This window comes from Nocardioides daeguensis, assembly GCF_019192965.1.
GTDB lineage: Bacteria > Actinomycetota > Actinomycetes > Propionibacteriales > Nocardioidaceae > Nocardioides > Nocardioides daeguensis.
Map to the genome: position 1 here is coordinate 224,677 of NZ_JAHTKU010000020.1, position 16,515 is coordinate 241,191.

At 69.3% G+C, this 16,515-nt stretch carries 14 protein-coding genes and 1 pseudogene; 8 read left to right on the plus strand and 7 right to left on the minus strand.

What is annotated here, in order from left to right:
* Window positions 1–24 precede the first annotated feature (24 nt).
* The 3 genes from KU893_RS16985 to KU893_RS16995 form a co-directional block, all read right to left on the minus strand.
* The gene (locus KU893_RS16985; RefSeq protein ID WP_218235561.1) at window positions 25–1,584 is read right to left on the minus strand and encodes an AMP-binding protein; all 1,560 of its coding nucleotides are present in this window, start codon (window positions 1,582–1,584) and stop codon (window positions 25–27) included.
* Between the two features lie 218 nt (window positions 1,585–1,802).
* A complete protein-coding gene (locus KU893_RS16990) occupies window positions 1,803–2,264 on the minus strand; it encodes a nuclear transport factor 2 family protein (protein WP_218235562.1) in 462 nt (153 codons plus the stop codon).
* A gap of 23 nt (window positions 2,265–2,287) precedes the next feature.
* Window positions 2,288–2,749 (minus strand): nuclear transport factor 2 family protein, encoded by a 462-nt coding sequence (locus KU893_RS16995; RefSeq protein WP_218235563.1) that lies wholly within the window; start codon window positions 2,747–2,749, stop codon window positions 2,288–2,290.
* 332 nt (window positions 2,750–3,081) lie between these two features.
* Here KU893_RS16995 and KU893_RS17000 point away from each other — a divergent pair, with 332 nt between their 5' ends.
* The 4 genes from KU893_RS17000 (at window position 3,082) to KU893_RS17015 (ending at window position 6,319) form a co-directional block, all read left to right on the plus strand.
* Window positions 3,082–3,495, plus strand: a complete 414-nt coding sequence (locus KU893_RS17000; protein WP_218235564.1) for an SCP2 sterol-binding domain-containing protein — start codon at window positions 3,082–3,084, stop codon at window positions 3,493–3,495.
* A 41-nt stretch (window positions 3,496–3,536) separates the two neighbouring features.
* Window positions 3,537–4,772: an acyl-CoA dehydrogenase family protein gene (locus KU893_RS17005; RefSeq protein ID WP_218235565.1), complete on the plus strand. Its 1,236-nt coding sequence runs from the start codon at window positions 3,537–3,539 to the stop codon at window positions 4,770–4,772.
* Window positions 4,773–5,061: 289 nt separating this feature from the next.
* Window positions 5,062–5,856 carry a hypothetical protein gene (locus tag KU893_RS17010; protein WP_246592750.1) on the plus strand — a complete coding sequence of 265 codons (795 nt, stop codon included), beginning with the start codon at window positions 5,062–5,064 and terminating at the stop codon, window positions 5,854–5,856.
* Window positions 5,857–6,001: 145 nt separating this feature from the next.
* Window positions 6,002–6,319, plus strand: coding sequence for a DMT family transporter (locus KU893_RS17015; RefSeq protein WP_218235592.1), 318 nt, complete (start codon window positions 6,002–6,004; stop codon window positions 6,317–6,319).
* A 45-nt stretch (window positions 6,320–6,364) separates the two neighbouring features.
* Here KU893_RS17015 and KU893_RS17020 read toward each other — a convergent pair whose 3' ends face one another.
* From KU893_RS17020 to KU893_RS17035, 4 genes are read right to left on the minus strand one after another with little or no spacing between them, the layout of a single operon-like run.
* Window positions 6,365–7,519, minus strand: a complete 1,155-nt coding sequence (locus KU893_RS17020; protein WP_218235567.1) for an acyl-CoA dehydrogenase family protein — start codon at window positions 7,517–7,519, stop codon at window positions 6,365–6,367.
* A gap of 24 nt (window positions 7,520–7,543) precedes the next feature.
* Complete coding sequence (locus KU893_RS17025; protein ID WP_218235568.1) at window positions 7,544–8,575, minus strand: TIGR03617 family F420-dependent LLM class oxidoreductase; 1,032 nt, start codon at window positions 8,573–8,575, stop codon at window positions 7,544–7,546.
* Window positions 8,572–10,755: a 3-hydroxyacyl-CoA dehydrogenase NAD-binding domain-containing protein gene (locus KU893_RS17030; protein ID WP_257441372.1), complete on the minus strand. Its 2,184-nt coding sequence runs from the start codon at window positions 10,753–10,755 to the stop codon at window positions 8,572–8,574. The genes KU893_RS17025 and KU893_RS17030 overlap by 4 nt, the downstream gene beginning before the upstream one ends.
* 38 nt (window positions 10,756–10,793) lie before the next feature.
* Window positions 10,794–12,005 carry an acetyl-CoA C-acetyltransferase gene (locus KU893_RS17035; protein ID WP_218235569.1) on the minus strand — a complete coding sequence of 404 codons (1,212 nt, stop codon included), beginning with the start codon at window positions 12,003–12,005 and terminating at the stop codon, window positions 10,794–10,796.
* Window positions 12,006–12,184: 179 nt separating this feature from the next.
* Here KU893_RS17035 and KU893_RS17040 point away from each other — a divergent pair, with 179 nt between their 5' ends.
* The 4 genes and pseudogenes from KU893_RS17040 to KU893_RS17055 all read left to right on the plus strand — a co-directional run.
* Window positions 12,185–13,228 (plus strand): LLM class F420-dependent oxidoreductase, encoded by a 1,044-nt coding sequence (locus tag KU893_RS17040; protein WP_218235570.1) that lies wholly within the window; start codon window positions 12,185–12,187, stop codon window positions 13,226–13,228.
* A gap of 800 nt (window positions 13,229–14,028) precedes the next feature.
* A complete protein-coding gene (locus tag KU893_RS17045) occupies window positions 14,029–14,418 on the plus strand; it encodes a hotdog family protein (RefSeq protein WP_218235571.1) in 390 nt (129 codons plus the stop codon).
* 18 nt (window positions 14,419–14,436) lie between these two features.
* Window positions 14,437–15,378 (plus strand): carboxypeptidase-like regulatory domain-containing protein, encoded by a 942-nt coding sequence (locus tag KU893_RS17050; RefSeq protein ID WP_218235572.1) that lies wholly within the window; start codon window positions 14,437–14,439, stop codon window positions 15,376–15,378.
* A 39-nt stretch (window positions 15,379–15,417) separates the two neighbouring features.
* Window positions 15,418–16,388 (plus strand): annotated as a pseudogene (locus KU893_RS17055) (IS3 family transposase); the annotation flags it as partial.
* Window positions 16,389–16,515: the final 127 nt, after the last annotated feature.

Here is a 16,515-nt window from a genome sequence, read left to right on the forward strand (position 1 = left end):
CTCTTCTCTCGGGTGGGTGGTGGCTCAGCCGACCTGGCGGTCGCGGCCCTGCCAGAACGGGGCCCGCAGGGTCTTCTTGTCGACCTTGCCGGCGGGGTTGACCGGCAGCTCGTCGACGAAGTCGACGGTCTTCGGGGAGGGGATCGCGCCGAGCTCGGCCTTGACCTGCGCCTGGATCTCCTCGGAACTGACCTCGGCACCCGGCTTGCGGACGACGAAGGCGTGCACCGCCTCGCCCCACTTCTCGTGCGGGATGCCGATCACGGCTGCCTGGGCGACGTTGGGGTTGGTGACGATCACGTCCTCGACCTGGCGTGGGAAGACGTTGAAGCCGCCGCTGACGACCATGTCCTTCTTGCGGTCGACGATGTAGAGGAAGCCGTCCTCGTCGAGCTTGCCGATGTCGCCGGTGTGGACCCATCCGCCCCGCAGCGCCTCGGCGTTGCGGGACGCGTCGACGTACCCGAGCATCTGGCCGAGCTGGCGCGAACACACCTCGCCGACCTCGCCCACGGGCAGCGCGTTGTCGTCGTCGTCCTGGATGGACACCTCGACGTAGGGGATCGGGCGCCCACCGGACGCCAGCCGCTCGATCGCCTCGTCGCTGTCGACGCGGTGGTCGGTCTTGCGCAGGCACGAGACGTACCCGGGCTCGGTGCCGGCGTAGGCCTGGATGAAGATCTGGCCGAAGACCTCCAGCGCCTGGCGCAGCCTCTCGGGAGAGATCGGCGAGCCGGCGTACAGCATGGTGTGCAGCGAGGAGAGGTCGTAGTCGGAGCGGCGCGGGTGGTCGAGGAGCAGGTAGATGATCGTCGGGACCACGGCGGTGGCGGTGACCTTGTAGCGCTCGATGCTCTGCAGGAGCGGCTCGACCTCGAGGCCGTGGAGCATGACGTTGGTGCCGCCACGGAGGAAGGTCGGCATCACGAAGATCTGGGTGTAGTGCGTGAGCGGCGCTCCGTGGGCGAAGACCTCGCCCCAGCGGGTGTCGCCGATCTCGAGACCGGCGGTGATGCTGTAGTGCCCCCAGGTGAAGTGCGACTGGACGACACCCTTCGGCTCACCGGTGCTGCCGGAGGTGAAGAGGACGTAGCACTCGTCGTGCTGGTCGATCTCGACCACGGGACGGCCGGCGGGCTGCTTGTCGACGAGAGTCGTGAAGTGGTGGTCGCCGGACTCGCTGGCATCCCCACCGACGCGGATGAAGGTGGTCAGCTGCGGCAGTTCCTCGCGCATCGCGGCGACGACGTCGTCGAGCGAGGCGTGGTAGATCAGCGCCGTCGCCCCGGTCTGGGCGAGGTTGGCCTGGTGGACCGACGCGGAGGCCCGGGTCGGCATCTGCACGAGGACGGCGCCGGCCTTCCAGATGCCGTGCTGGCTGGGGATGATCTCGAGGCAGTTCGGAAGCAGCAGGCCGACCCGCTGCCCCTTCTCCACGCCGAGCGACAGGAGCGCCGAGCCGATCCTGTCGGAGAGGTCGCGCAGCTCCTGGTAGGTCAGCTGGCGCTCGTCGTCGATGATGGCGACCTGGTCGCGGTAGTAGCCACAGGCCCTGTCCAAGACGTCCGGGAGTGTGCCCCACATGGTTCCTGCCTTCTCGGGGATCGAATGCTGCTCGGGGTCTGGCCCGTCGCTGCGTCTCGGGTGATGTGCGTCACGAACGTAGGTGTCCGGCGAGGGGGGCCACGACATCCCGGAGGAGGAAGCCAACCCCCCCTTGGGGTGAACCCCTCCCTCCTTCTCCGGACGCGCCACGGGCCGGGAACCAGTGGTTCCCGGCCCGTGGTCGTCGCACCTGGAGGTCAGAGGAGCGACGCGGGGTCGAAGCCCTCTTCCCAGTAGTGGGGGGTGATGATCGGGACGCCGAGCTGCTGGAAGAGCGGGTTCTCGTTGACGAAGCTCGACTCGAGGACGATCTTCCCGGCGTCGTCGAACTGGAGGAAGGTCGAGCCCTTGCTGCTCAGCGTCTTGCCCCCGGTCGGCAGGCCGCGGTACGTGTCGGCGTCCACGGTGTAGTCCCAGTGGATCATCAGGTGCCCGTTGCCGGCGAAGGCTTCGGTCACCGTGATGCGCTGCCGGCCGTCGCCCCACATGCCGATCTCCTGCTCGAACTCGGCGTCGGTGGAGACGGTGTCGCCGAGGTGGTCGTTGACCTTGCGGCCCTCGATGGCGAACTCCTCCGCCGCGGCGTAGAGCGCCCGGTGGGCGGCGAGGTCGTTGAGCCGGGTGTCGGCCCACTTCTTGGCGTACGCGATGTCGGTCATGGTGCTGGTCCTCTCGGGAGTCGTCAGGCGAGCGCGGGCTCGGCGGCGGGGAAGGGCGTGCTGGTCACGCCGGGGAACCCGACGTCGTGGAGGATCGAGCCGGAGTCCCACCACGACGATTCGCGGACGATCTGGCCCTGCTCGTTGTAGACGTGGAAGGTGTGGCCCTGCGCGAAGAAGGGCTTGTCCTTGACGTCGATGCCGATGAAGTTCGCGCAGTCCTCCGGCGTCCACTCCCAACGGATCAGGCCGCTGCGGTGGTCGCCCTCGTAGCCCCGGATTCGGAAGTTGTGCACGCCCAGGCCGTTCTCGCGGTCCTTGTTGGCGTACAGCACGAAGATCCGGCCCAGGTCGCCCTTGTCGCGGATCTGGTACTGGTCGAGGATCGGGTCCTCGAAGACGAAGTCGTCTGCGTAGAGCTCGCAGATCGCGTCCGCACTCTCCCGGAACGCCTTCAGCCACTTGACGGCAAACGCGTAGTTCATGAGGTCTCCTCGTTGATGTTCCTCGGGCGAGGTCCGGCGCCCCGGTGGCACCCGAACCAGGGCTCCGACGCTAGGTGGGCCGGATGTTGCGTACTTCACACCGCGGGATGAAGGCCGCCCGCCACCCGAGGGGCACCCGACCCGGCGACAGGGCACCCCGGCGCGGGACGCACGCGGGTACGGCACACCCGGAAGGACGTGAAAGTGCCACCTCGCGGGTGACGCCGGACACAGGCGTGCGCGCCTAGTTTCGGCAGCGCCGGCCATCCGGATCGGCACCGCATCCCAGGCATCCCGAGCTCTTCGCCCGGGTCTCACCAGGAGGTTCCACGTTGAGCACGTTCAAGGACGCCGACGAGGTCTACGCCTACATCGGCAAGGCCATGGAGGCCTGCGTCGTCGAGCCCGCCTTCGTCGAGGCGACGAAGGACGGATCCCTCGTCGTCAAGATCATCCAGACCGCTCCGGACGCGACGATCCTCGTCGACTTCCCGGGTCAGAAGGTGCTGTGTGGCGACGCTGCGGTCGACGCGCCGTCGACCGTCCAGCTGCGGATGAGCTCGGACAACGCCAACCGCTTCTGGCAGGGCAAGCTCAACTTCACCCTCGCCATGGCGCAGCGGAAGATCAAGCTCGAGGGCAAGCGCTCGACCGCGCTCGGCCTCCTGCCGCTCACCGGTCCGATCTTCGACACCTACAAGACCATCCTCGCCGACGCCGGCCGCACCGATCTCATCGTCGACTGACCGCGCCACCGCCCGCTCGGCACACACCACAGGAGCTACACATGAGCGACAAGATGACCGAGGACGAGTTCGAGGCGGCCTTCGCCGCCGCCACCGAGCTCTCGGAGTACTTCCGTGAGATCGGCCCGGATTGCGACGTCAAGAACAAGTTCCCGAAGCAGTCGATCGCCAAGTTCAAGAAGAGCGGCCTCGTGGCCCTCAACGTCCCCAAGGAGTACGGCGGCCTCGGCGCCGACATCCTGCAGACGTCGAAGATCATCAGCGAGCTCTCGCGCGGCGACTCGGCCATCACCTTGGCCTACAACATGCACTTCATCATGGTCGGCATGTGCATGGGCCTGTTCAGCGAGGCCCAGAACAAGGAGTGGCTGGGCCGGGTCGCGGACGGCGACATCGTGTTCGGTCCCTTCTCGGAGCAGCGAGCCGGGTTCTCCGGACTCGCCGACATGACCGCGGTCCCGCAGCCCGAGGGCGGCTGGCGCCTGTACGGCAAGAAGGTATGGGGCACGCTGTCCGAGGCGGCCAACATCGTCACGACCAACGCGACCATCACCGACGCCGACGGGAACCTGCCCGACACCTTCGAGGAGCGCGTCGAGCAGGAGAGCTTCTTCGTCGCGGAGTTCAAGGTCGACGCCAAGGGACAGGGCGACGGGGTGCGGATCGAGCGCACCTGGGACGCCCTCGGCATGCACGCCACCGGGACCCACACGATCCACTTCGAGGGCTTCTACGTGCCCGAGGACGGCTTCGTCTGCTCGTGGCGCGGTGGTGCCTTCGGCGTCCTCGAGTGGGCCTCGCTGATGTTCGCGAGCATCTACCTCGGCATGCAGTACCGCGTGCTGGAGGAGGCACGGGCCGTCCTGTCGAAGAAGACCCTCGGGGCGACCTTCGGCGCCATCGCGGCCGCCGAGACCAAGGTCGCGAACGTCGGCCACATCATCGACGGCATCGGCGACATGGCCAGCCGTGTGGAGCTCTCCCGCCGCGTGGTCCACCGCACCTGCCAAGAGCTCGTCGACGGCTACGACGACAACTGGCCCGTCGAGCTGCGCTTCCCCTACATCGGCCTGGCGAAGACCTTCACGGCCGAGAACGTCATGTACATGACCAAGCGGGCGATGAGCCTCGTCGGTGGCTCGTCGTTCCGCCGCGGCGCCATCTTCGAGCGCCTCTACCGGGACTCCGCGGCATCCATGTTCCAGCCCCTCAACGCCGACCAGTCGTGCACCTACATCGGCGAGCAGCTGTTGGCGCCCGAGGAGCTCAGCGACTGACGCTTCGACCCGGCGTCAACCCCGCCCGCCCGCGTCCACCACCTACCGGAGGTGAGACGTGGGCGGGCCCTGTTTTTCCGCGGCGTCCGGGGCCGGACCGGATCGCCCCTGAGAAGGAGGAAGTTGACCGCGCAGGGTGATGGACGCCACACGAGCGGACCCTACGGTCGCAGTGCCTGCGGCGTTGCGGTGGCTCGCCGAGGACCGAGTGCCGACCAGGCATGACAACGAGAGCGAGGAACACACCATGGGGCGAGCTCCTGACCCAGTCATCACCCACGAGCTGAGCATGGCTTGGCAACACGTCTTCACCTGGGTGACGTGGGGCCTGGTGGGGGTGATGCTCGTGGCTGCGGTGCTGCTCGGTCGCCGCCACCGCACGCCGTTCTATCTCTTCGCGATCCTCGCGGCCGGAGTGGCCGCCTTCGCCGAACCCCTCTACGACGTGGCCTTCGACCTGCACTTCTACGACTACCACGACGGCGCTCCGGGTGGCATGTGGTCGCACTTCACCGCATTCGACGTCGTGCAGCCGAACTGGACCCACAGCGGCTACATCGTCTTGTACGCCGGGCTCGCGCTGTACGGCGGCAAGGCGCTCTACGACGGCCGCGTCGGCCGGCGCGGGCTGTTCTTGATCTGGTCGGCGGAGATCGCCACCTCCTGCGTCTTCGAGGTGATCGGCACCGGCACCGACGTCTACACCTACTACGGCGCCTTCGAGATGCGGCTGTGGAACTACCCGCTGGTGATCGGGGTCCTGGAGGGCACCCAGGTGGTGCTGTTCACCACGCTCGCCGTTCTGATCTGGCGGCGCGTCGAGACCGGCTGGGGACTCGCCGGCCTGATGGTCGCCTTCCCGATCACCTTCTTCGGCACCAACTTCGGGGTCGGCGCACCGGTGATCATCGCGCTTCACCTCGACGATCCCGCGCGGTCCAGCAGCATCGTCCTGGCCGCGACCTTCCTCAGCATGGCTCTGTGCGCCGTCGCCGTGTACGGGGCGAGCAAGTTCCTGCCGCGACCGCTCGGCGCCGCGCAGACCGACGAGGTCCGCGCACCCCACGTCGTGCTCGTCGGCTGAGACGACACACCGCCCGCCCCGGTGGGGCCGTCTGCAGCTCGACCAGCGCAGCGGTCCTGCCGGGGCCCTTCTTCGAGGAGAGAGCACCGATGCGCACCGAAGTACCAGGACCGCCGCGAGGACGCGGCTCGGGGAGCCCCTCGTGATGTGGGTGTGGCTCGGCGTCGCCATCGTCACCGAGGTGACCGCGACGCTGAGCCTGCGGCAGTCGCAGGGATTCACCCAGCTGCTGCCGTCGATCGTCGTGGTCTGCGGCTACAGCACAGCGTTCTACGCCCTCGCCCAGGCGTTGAAGAACGGGATGACGGTGGCAACGGCGTACGCGATCTGGTGCGGCGTGGGAATCGCGCTGATCGCGGCGCTCAGCGCGGTCCTGTTCGACGAGTGGCCGAGCGCGCTCCAGGTCGCCGGGCTGGTGCTCGTCACCATCGGCATCGTGACAGTGCAGCTCGGCAGCGCCTGACGCCTCGGGAGTACCGCCGCCCGCGCCACGCGGGCGGCGGTGCCGTCAGTACGAACGCGGAAGGCCCAGGCTGTGCTGGGCGACGTAGTTGAGGATCATCTCCCGGTTGACCGGCGCGATGCGCAGGACCCGGGCCAGCCCCCAGAGCGGGATCAGGCCGTACTCCGCCGCCACGCCGTTGCCCCCATGGCACTGGATCGCCGCGTCGAGCGCGGACAGCGCGGCCTCGGCCGCCAGGTACTTCGCCATGTTGGCGGCCTCTCCGGCCGGCTGACGCCGGTCGTGCAGCCACGCAGCGCGTGCGGTCATCAACGCGGCGGCCTCGACCTCGATCCGCGCGGCGGCGAGCGCGTGCGCCACGCCCTGGTGCGCGCCGATCGGGGTCCCCCAGACCGCGCGCTGGTTGGCGTAGTCGGCGGCCCGCTCGAGGGCGTAGCGACCGATGCCGACCAGGAGCGCCGCGCCGGTGACGCGTTCGGGGTTGAGCCCGTGGAAGACCTGCGTGAACCCGGCGCCCTCCTCCCCGATCAGCCGGTCGGCCGGTACCCGCACGTCGTCGAAGAACAGCGTGAACTGACGCTCGGGCAGGGTCACCGACACGGGCAGCGGCTGTGCGACGAGACCGGGATGGTCGGTGTCGACGACGAACAGCGAGAGCGCGGCGCCTCCGGTCCGGGGGTCGGTTCCCGTGCGGGCGACGACCAGGACCGCGTCGGCGACGTCGACACCGGAGATGTAGTGCTTGGTGCCGTTCAGGACCCATGCGTCTCCGTCGCGGCGAGCGGTCGTGGAGATCTCGTGGGCGTTGGAGCCGGCGTCCGGCTCGGTGATCGCGAAGACCACCCGGCCCTGACCGCTGGCCAGACGCGGCAGCCATTGCGCCTTCTGCTCGGGTGACCCGAACTCGGCGATCACCTCGCCGCTGATCGCGCTCGCGACCAGGAGCAGCAGCAAGGGGCATCCGGCTGCTCCGGTCTCCTCGACGACGGCCGCCAGCTCGCACAGACCAGCGCCTCCCCCGCCGTACTCCTCGGGCACGTTGATCCCGATGTAGCCGTGGGCACCGAGCTCGAGCCAGAGCTCCTCGGTGAACTCCCGTGCCTCGGCCTTCTTCGTGTAGTACTCGTTGCCGTAGCGCGCGCTGATCGCCCGGACGGCGGAGCGGAGGGCACGGTCCTCCTCGCTCACGTGGAAGTCCATCGTGCTGACCCTTCTTCCCTGGTCTCAGGCGACGAGCGCGGCGACGGTCCGGGCACGCGCCTCGGCGTCGAGCGGGTACGGCGTGTACAGGGTGAACCTGTCGATGACGTCGGAGAAGCGTCGACGCACCTCGGCCGCCGCCTCCTCGGGCTCGCCCACGACGGCGAAGGCGCCCAGCACCTCGTCGTCGATGAGCGCGTCCATGTCCTGCCACCGGTGGGCCACGGAGAGACGGTGCAGCTCGTCGTGGAGATCGCCCCAGCCGTGCTCGTCGAGCACCGGTCGGTATGCCGGCGTCGCGCCGTAGAAGGCGAGCTGGTGGCGCACGGCCGCGACCGCCGTCGCCAGCTGCTCCTCGGTCGACCCGGTCGCGACCATGCCGGGATAGGCGACGACGAATCCCCGCCGCTCGCGGCCGTTGTCCGCCAGGGTCTTCTCGATGAGCGGGAGCGTGACGTCGCGCAGGTAGCGCTCGGTCGTGAAGCCGTGCACGAACAGCCCGTCGGCCCAGGACGCGGCGACCTCGGTCATCCGTGGCCCGACCGCGGCGAGCATGACGGGGGGCCGTCCCCACTCGTGGCGCGACGGCGTGAACATCGGCGTCATCAGGGTGTGGCTGTAGAAGTCGCCCTGGAAGTCGAGGCGCTCCCCGGTCTCCCAGCTGTCCCAGATCGCGTGGAGGGCGGCGATGTACTCCGTCATCCGGGCGGCGGGCTGCGACCAGGGCATGCTGTAGCGCCGTTCGATGTGCGCCTTCACCTGGGTGCCGAGTCCGAGGACGAACCGTCCCCGGCTGAACGACTGCAGGTCGTGGGCGGAGGACGCGGTGGTCATCGGGCTCCGCGCGAAGGCGACGGCGACCGCGGTCCCGACGGTCAGGTCCGTGTCGTGCTCGGCCGCGATCAGCGGAGGGAGGAACGGGTCACGCCCGACCTCGGTGCTCCACACACCGTGGAAGCCGCACTGTGCGGCCGTCGACACCTGCCGGACGAGGCTCGCGAAGTCACCGCCGTCGGAGCCGTCGATCTGACCTCCGATGTTGGCGTCGATCCTCACGCGCTGAGTCCCGCCGGCTGGGCGGAGTCGACCAGCGAGGCCGGCGGCCGGAAGCGATCGCCGTACTGCTCGGCGAGCTCCTCGGCCCGTGCGACGAAGCCCTCGCGCCCGCCCTCGTACTGGTCGAGGAAGCGAAGCACGCCGCCCGTCCAGGCCGGGAAGCCGATGCCGAGCAGGGAGCCGACGTTGGCGTCCGCGGGTGCCTCGATCACCCCTTCGGCGTGCGCCGCCCATGCCTCGAGGACCTCCGCGAAGAGGAGTCGCTCGGAGAGGTCCCGCAGCGTGGGCGTCGTGGCGGCACGGGGGAAGGCGTCGGCCAGCCCGGGCCAGAAGCCGCTGCGGCGGCCCTGCTCGTCGTAGTCGTAGAAGCCACCGCCGCCCGCGCGGCCGACCCGTCCCCAGTCGTCGATGAGGCGGTCGAAGACGTCATGGCTCGGGTGGGTGACCCATGCCTGGCCGGACGCCGCCGCCGCGGCACGGGCCTCCTCCCGGACGGCTCGAGGCAGGGTGAGGGTGAGCTCGTCGAGGAGCTGGAGGGCACCCGCCGGGTAGCCCGCCTGCAGCGACGCCTGCTCGATGCTCGCCGGTGCGATGCCCTCGCCGACCATCGCCACTGCCTCGTTCAGGCGAGCGATGATGACCCGGCTGGTGAAGAACCCGCGACTGTCGTTGACGACGATCGGCGTCTTGCCCAGCTGCACGACCAGGTCGAACGCCTTCGCGAGGGTCGCGTCGGACGTCGCCTCGCCGCGGATGATCTCCACCAGCGCCATCTTGTCGACCGGGGAGAAGAAGTGGACTCCGACGAAGTCCTCCGGACGGCCCACCGAGGCAGCGAGGGAGGTGATGGGGAGCGTCGAGGTGTTCGAGCCGAGCACCGCGTCCGGCCGGACGACCGCCTCGACCCGGCTGAAGATGTCTGCCTTGAGTGCGGCGTTCTCGAAGACCGCCTCGATGACGAAGTCGACGTCGCGGAGGTCGGCGAGATCGGCGGTGGCGGCGATGCGTGCCAGGAGGGCGTCGGCGTCGGCCTGGGTCCGCTGACCGCGCGCGACCGCTCGGCCCTCGACCTTCGCCGAGTAGGCACGGCCCTTCTCTGCGGCCTCCAGCGAGGTGTCGACCAGCACGACCTCGATGCCGACCTTCGCGGCGGCGTAGGCGATTCCGGCGCCCATCATGCCGGCGCCGACGACACCGACCCGGGAGGCGCGGTACGTCGGCTGGCCGGAGGGCCGGCTCGCCCCGCCCTTGATCTGCTGCAGGTCGAAGAAGGTGAGGTTGATGCGGTTCTTGGCGATCGGCGCCGTGGCGATCTCGACGAAGTAGCGGCTCTCGATCCGGCTCGCCGCGTCGATGTCGACCTGCGCGCCCTCCACGGCAGCGGCCAGGATCGCCCGTTCGGCAGGTGCCGGGGCGCCGCCGGTGCGCGCCCGCAGCGTGGAGGAGAGGAAGGGCAGCTCGGCCGCGAGCGCGCCGTGCGTCTGGGTACCGCCGGGAAGGGTGAACCCTCTGGTGTCCCACGGCTGGACCGCGTCGGGATGACCGACGATCCACTGCTTGGCGTAGGGCAGGAGATCGTCGCTCGTCGCCACCAGCTCGTCGACCAGGCCGAGCGCCCGGGCCTGCGCGGGCCGGAACCGCTTGCCGGTCAGGAGCACCTCGTCGAGCGCTCGCTTGGCTCCCAGGAGCCTGACGGTGCGCACGATCCCGCCACCGGCGGGAAGCAGACCGAGCCCGACCTCCGGGAGGCCGATCTGCACCCTGGGCGAGTCGACCGCGACCCGGTGGTGGGCGGCCAGAGCCAGCTCGAGGCCGCCGCCCAGGGCGGAGCCGTTGATCGCGGCGACCACGGGACGGCCCAGCGTCTCGAGTGCCCGCAGCTGGGCCTTGAGGTGGTCGAGGTGACGGGTGAACCGCGCCGCGTCCTCGGGCCCGAGGGCCACGATCTCGTGCAGGTCGCCGCCGGCCACGAAGGTGGACTTGCCCGAGGTGAGCACCACACCGGCGATGTCGTCCCGCTCGGTCTGCAGACGCTCGACGATGGCGCTCAGCTCCGCGACGAAGCGGCTGTGGACGGTGTTCACGTCCTGGGTGGGGTCGTCGATCGTGATGACGACGACCCCGTCGCTCTCCTTGCGCCAGGTGAAGATCGGGTCGACAGGGTTCGGAACGCTGGTCACTGCTTCTCCTCGATGGGTGGATCCGGTAGGTCCGCTGGTCACAGGCGCTCGACGACCGTGGCGATGCCCATGCCGCCGCCGACGCAGAGGGTGACGAGTCCACGCCGCTCCTGGCGTCGCTCGAGCTCGTCCAGGACGGTGGAGACGAGCATGGCTCCGGTGGCCCCGAGCGGATGGCCCATGGCGATGGCGCCTCCGTTGACGTTGACCTTCTCGTGCGGGATCCGCAGGTCCTTCATCCACTTCAGGACGACGGACGCGAAGGCCTCGTTGAGCTCGAAGAGGTCGATGTCGTCGAGCGTCAGACCAGCGGTCGCCAGCACCTTCTCGGTCGCCGGCGTGGGACCGGTCAGCATGATGGTGGGATCGGCGGCGGTGATCGCCGTGGCGACCACCCGGCCTCGCGGCTCGAGGTCGAGGTCCCTGCCGGCCTGCTCGCTGCCGACCAGCACCAGGGATGCACCGTCGACGATCCCGGAGGAGTTCGCGCCGGTGTGGACGTGGTCGATGCGGTCCACCCAGTGGTACTTCTGCAACGCGACCGCGTCGAAGCCGAGCTTGGTGCCCGGCACCTCGAACGAGGGCGCCAGCCGACCCAGCGACTCCACCGTCGAGCCCGGGCGCCGGTGCTCGTCGTGGTCGAGGACGACGACGCCGTTCTGGTCCACGACAGGGACGACCGACCGCTTGAAGCGGCCCTCCGTCCATGCGGTCTCCGCCCGGTTCTGGGACTCGACGGCGTAGCTGTCGACGTCCTCCCGGCTGAAGCCCTCGATGGTCGCGATCAGGTCGGCGCCGATCCCCTGAGGTGCGAAGTGGTGGTCGTAGGTCGTGGTGGGGTCCGTGAAGAGCGCGCCGCCGTCCGACATCATCGGGACCCGGGACATGGACTCGACACCTCCCGCCAGGACCATCCGGTCCCAGCCGGACCGCACCTTCGCCGCGGCGAGGTTGGTGGCCTCGAGCCCCGATGCGCAGTAGCGGTTCACCTGCACCCCCGCGACCGTCTCCGGCAGGCCGGACACCTGGGCGACCGCCTTGGCGATGTCGCCGCCCTGCTCGCCGATGGGGGTGACCACGCCGAGCACGATGTCGTCGATCGTGGCCGGGTCGAGACCGGGCAGACGACGCCGCAGCTCGTCCACGAGGCCGACGACGAGGTCGACCGGCTTGGTCCCGTGCAGCGCACCCTTCTTTCCCCGGCCACGCGGGGTGCGGATCGCCTCGTAGATGAACGCCTCGTGCGCCATGGATGCTCCTTCGTCGGTCGGCGCGATCGACGGTAGGAGCCCCGGACGGGGGCGGCATCACACCCCAGGGGGAGATTCCCGCGACTGCGGAGGGGGTCGCCGACACTCCCCCGGTGGCCGCAGGAAGTTCATCCTCGGGGAGGATCCGCCCGGCTGAGCCGAGAGGGTTCACTGAGCAGATGAAGCTGGGCTTGCAGCTGGGGTACTGGTCCGCACAACCGCCGCAGGGCGTCGGCGATCTCGTCGCCGCCGCGGAGGACGCGGGCTTCGATGCGATCTTCACCGCCGAGGCGTGGGGAAGCGACGCCTTCACGCCGTTGGCCTGGTGGGGCCGGGAGACCTCGAAGGTCCGGCTCGGCACCTCGATCGTGCAGATGTCCGGCCGGACGCCGGCCTCGATCGCCATGCACGCGTTGACCCTCGACCACCTGAGCGGCGGCCGGGTCGTCCTGGGCATGGGCGTCAGCGGTCCCCAGGTCGTCGAGGGCTGGTACGGCGTGCCGTTCTCCAAGCCGCTGGCCCGCACCCGCGAGGTCGTCTCGATCATCCGCCAGGTCCTCGCCCGCGAGGCGCCCGTGACCAACGACGGCCCGCACCACCCGCTGCCCTACAACGGCCCCGGGGCGGTCGGCCTCGGCAAGCCGCTCAAGCCGATCGTCCACCCGCTGCGCGCCGACCTCCCGATCTGGCTCGGCGCCGAGGGGCCCAAGAACGTCGCCCAGACCGCGGAGATCGCCGACGGGTGGATCCCGATCTTCTACACGCCCAAGAGCGCTGGCATGTACCAGCCGTGGCTCGACGAGGGCTTCGCGCGGCCGGGCGCGCGTCGTACCCGTGCCGACTTCGAGATCGCCGCCACCTGCCACCTGCAGGTCGTCGAGAACGCCGAGCAGAAGCAGCGGGTGATCGAGGCGATGAAGCCGTTCGTGTCGCTCTACATGGGCGGCATGGGCGCCAAGGAGCAGAACTTCCACACCCAGCTCTTCACCCGGATGGGGTACGGCGACCTCGCCGCCCGGGTGCAACAGCGCTTCCTGGCGGGCGATCGTGCCGGCGCCGCCGCGCTCGTCCCCGACGAGCTCGTGGACGACATGCACATCATCGGCACCCCGGCCGAGGTCAAGGAGCGCGCAGCGACGTGGGAGGCAAGCGGGGTCACCACCTTGATGCTCAGCCTGCGCTCCCCCGAGGAGATCCGCCGCGCCGCCGACCTCCTCGCCTGAGCACTCGAGGCATCCGACGAGCCACAGGAACGAGGACCGGGACTGGCGACCTTCGCGACCGACGCACCCTGGACTCCTGGGTAGCGATCATCGCTACAGGGAGGTGTCGGGCTCCCGGGTCAGGCTCCGCTGCGGGCGCCAACGACCAGACTCGGCGCGACGCTGTAGACGTCCATCGACTCTTCTCGACCACAACGCACAGTGGCTCTGATCAGCATTTCTGCTGGTCAGAGCCACTGTCGTCGGAGCCGCCTGTCGGAATCGAACCGACGACCTAGTCATTACAGCCGTCGCCAACTCACGGCGCCCGTGCCCGATGCATCCCCTGTCACTGACCTGCACCAACGCCACCCGACGCTTCCCGCGACATCCCTGCAACGACCGCTGCTTCACCGGCATGCGCCCGGTATCTCGCCCATATCTCGCCAGCAAGGCCGGGGTCATGGCTCAAGCAGAGACGGCACCTCCCCGCATCGCGCGCAGCATGCCAGCCCGACCATGTGGGGGCTGGCCTGGTCGGCGATGACAAGGCGCCACTCACGCCGGACATCGCGCCGGAAGACGCGATTCCGTCCGGTGGGACCGCCCGCGACCCACGACCTGTCGCCACTGAGCCACGCCGTGCTGCACGGCCGCCGTGGGCGGGCGGGCCGAGTCATGACGACGACCGCGTCCGGCGCGTGCTCGTCAGCTGCCGCGACGTCTTGCAAGGGCTAGCAAGGACGCTGCAAGCCCACTGGGGGAGAACTGGGGACCGAGCCTCGGGAGAGCACGTTCCGCCCCACACAGATCGGAATGACATGAGCACTGCACTGATGACCCGGCCCGCCGGCGGGCGGGCCTCGGACAAGCACGCTGGTACGGACGTCCTGTTCGAGAGCATCTCCCGAGGCCAGGTTGAGCTGACCAGTGCGCTCTCGAACGTCGACTGCGATCTGGAGGCGACCTCGACACTTCTGCTCGATCTCGCGACGGACGCCGCGGTCCGTTCCGTTCTGGGGCCGGACGCGGGGTTTCGTCCGCTGAGCCAGTGGACGGAGACCGTCGCATCGTTGACCCCCGGAATCGTCCGCCTCCATGCCGCCTGCGTTCACGTTGGCCCCCGAGTCGCCACCATCCGCACGACGCTCGCCGGCGCCTCCGGCGACCTCCTTGCCCTCTCGACCCTCACCGTTCAACGCCTCGGCTGAACAGAAAGCAACAACACCATGGGACTCGCCCAGCACCGACTCCGCCCCACCCTCGCCGCGGTTCTCCTCCTCGCCGTCGGCGTCGCAGGTTCCCCGATCTCACCGGTAGCCGCTACAACAACACCCGATGAGCGGGTCGTCACCGGCACAGTCCAGTTCGCAGACGGAACACCTGTGGAGGGAGCACTCGTGAATGCACTGACGGCAGGCGAGGTCCCCGAGCTGGGAACCGAAGACCCCGACCGCCGAGCCCGTACGGACGCAGCGGGACGGTTCACCCTCGTTCGCCCCGACGCCAGCTTCCTCGTCCAGATCTGCCAGCCGCACCCAGATGCGCCCGAGTACTGCCAGGAGACCGTTCTCGGGGTTGATCACGTCATCACCTATGTCGGCGCTGCGGGACAGGTCACCGACAGCTGGGTGACTCAGCGCCGTCTGATCGGTACGACGCAGAACACTCTCGACCTCGGCACGGTATCGGTGCGCACCGGCGGCGACATCGAGGGGACGGTCGTCGGCGGCGCCGGCCGCCCAATCCGGGTGCTTCGCCTCAACGGGACCACCGCCTTCACGGTCTGGGCCGACGACGAAGGCAGGTACAGGTTCGAGGACCTGGTTCCCGGCCGCTACCGGGTCGCGGCCGGCGGAGAGGGGACGCTTCCGTGGAGATCTCCCGTCGTGGTGGTCACCGCCGACCAATCGGCTCGTGTCGACGGCTCCCTCGCTCGTGGTGCTCGAATCTCCGGCACTCTGGTGTCGCAGGGTCGACCTGTTCGCCACACCGACATCCTCGTGCGTCGCTGGGGGCACGGCCTCGTGGCCGCAACGACCACCGACGAGTTCGGCCGCTTCGATGTGTCAGGGCTGGTTCCCGGGCGCTATCGGGTCGGAATTCTGTACGCCGGCGGGCCGTTTCGTCGTGGCGGAGCGGGGCCTGACCCCGGTTCTTGGACACGCTGAATCCAGCACCTGCTGGGGAAGCGAGATGATCCAGGAATCATGGCCAGGAAGAACTACTCCGAGGAGTTCCGTCGTCAGGCCGTCGACTTGTACGAGTCCACCCCGGGCGCCACGGTCCGCGGCATCGCCGAGGATCTCGGCATCGTGCGCGGCACGTTGCGGCACTGGCTCGAGGTCTACGGGACCGGCAAGAAGACGGCTGCTGACGGGACGTTGACCTCCACCCCGTTGCAGTCCAAGACGACGGCCAGCTCATCATCGCCGGCCGGTGAGACACCGGAGCAGAAGATCGCCCGGCTCGAGGCCGAGAACGCAGCGCTGCGGGCCGAGACGACGAAGCTGACCACAGAGCGGGAGATCCTCCAGCGGGCGGCCAAGTATTTCGCCGGGGAGACGCGCTGGTGAGTCGCTTCCAGTTCGTCGCCGACAACTCCGCCACCTTCGAGGTGAAGCGACTGTGCGCGCTCGTCGAGATCGAGCGCTCCTCCTACTACGCCTGGCTCAAGGCTGCCCCGGCACGCGAGGAGCGGGCTCGGGCTGATGCCGAGCTCGCGACGCGGATCAGGGCCGTGCATGCCGAGGACAGCACCCAGGGGGCGCCGCGGATCACCGCCGAGCTCAACGACAGTGCGCCAGCCGGTGAGCGGGTCAACCACAAGCGCGTCGCGCGGGTGATGCGACTGGAGGGCATCCGTGGCTACGTGAAGAAGCGGCGGGTGCGGACCACGATCCCGGAGCCGTCAGGGCAGAAGTACCCGGATCTGCTCAAGCGGGACTTCACCGCCAAGACCCCGAACCGGCGCTACGTCGGGGACATCACCTACCTGCCGCTCGCGGACGGGACGAACCTGTACCTGGCGACCGTGATCGACTGCTGCTCCCGTCGGCTGGCCGGGTGGGCGATCGCCGACCACATGCGCACCGAGCTCGTCGAGGACGCCCTCAAGGCTGCTGCCGCGACCAGGGGCAGCCTCAAGGGCGCGATCTTTCACAGCGACCACGGGTCGGTCGGCGAAATCAACCGGTCGTCGCAACACCTCGATCATGGAGGTGTTGAACGATGGCGACGAAGGACTGGAGCAGGAAGACCAGCGATGTGCCCGAGAGCGGGCGTCGGCAGTGGCGTGCTGATCGGGC

Coding starts and splice junctions, on each gene's coding strand:
- KU893_RS17010 (WP_246592750.1), top strand. CDS start 5,062: ATGGCTTGGCAACACGTCTTCACCTGGGTGACGTGGGGCCTGGTGGGG.
- KU893_RS16990 (WP_218235562.1), bottom strand. CDS start 2,264: ATGACCGACATCGCGTACGCCAAGAAGTGGGCCGACACCCGGCTCAAC.
- KU893_RS17035 (WP_218235569.1), bottom strand. CDS start 12,005: ATGGCGCACGAGGCGTTCATCTACGAGGCGATCCGCACCCCGCGTGGC.
- KU893_RS17040 (WP_218235570.1), top strand. CDS start 12,185: ATGAAGCTGGGCTTGCAGCTGGGGTACTGGTCCGCACAACCGCCGCAG.
- KU893_RS16995 (WP_218235563.1), bottom strand. CDS start 2,749: ATGAACTACGCGTTTGCCGTCAAGTGGCTGAAGGCGTTCCGGGAGAGT.
- KU893_RS16985 (WP_218235561.1), bottom strand. CDS start 1,584: ATGTGGGGCACACTCCCGGACGTCTTGGACAGGGCCTGTGGCTACTAC.
- KU893_RS17045 (WP_218235571.1), top strand. CDS start 14,029: ATGAGCACTGCACTGATGACCCGGCCCGCCGGCGGGCGGGCCTCGGAC.
- KU893_RS17005 (WP_218235565.1), top strand. CDS start 3,537: ATGAGCGACAAGATGACCGAGGACGAGTTCGAGGCGGCCTTCGCCGCC.
- KU893_RS17015 (WP_218235592.1), top strand. CDS start 6,002: ATGTGGGTGTGGCTCGGCGTCGCCATCGTCACCGAGGTGACCGCGACG.
- KU893_RS17020 (WP_218235567.1), bottom strand. CDS start 7,519: ATGGACTTCCACGTGAGCGAGGAGGACCGTGCCCTCCGCTCCGCCGTC.
- KU893_RS17050 (WP_218235572.1), top strand. CDS start 14,437: ATGGGACTCGCCCAGCACCGACTCCGCCCCACCCTCGCCGCGGTTCTC.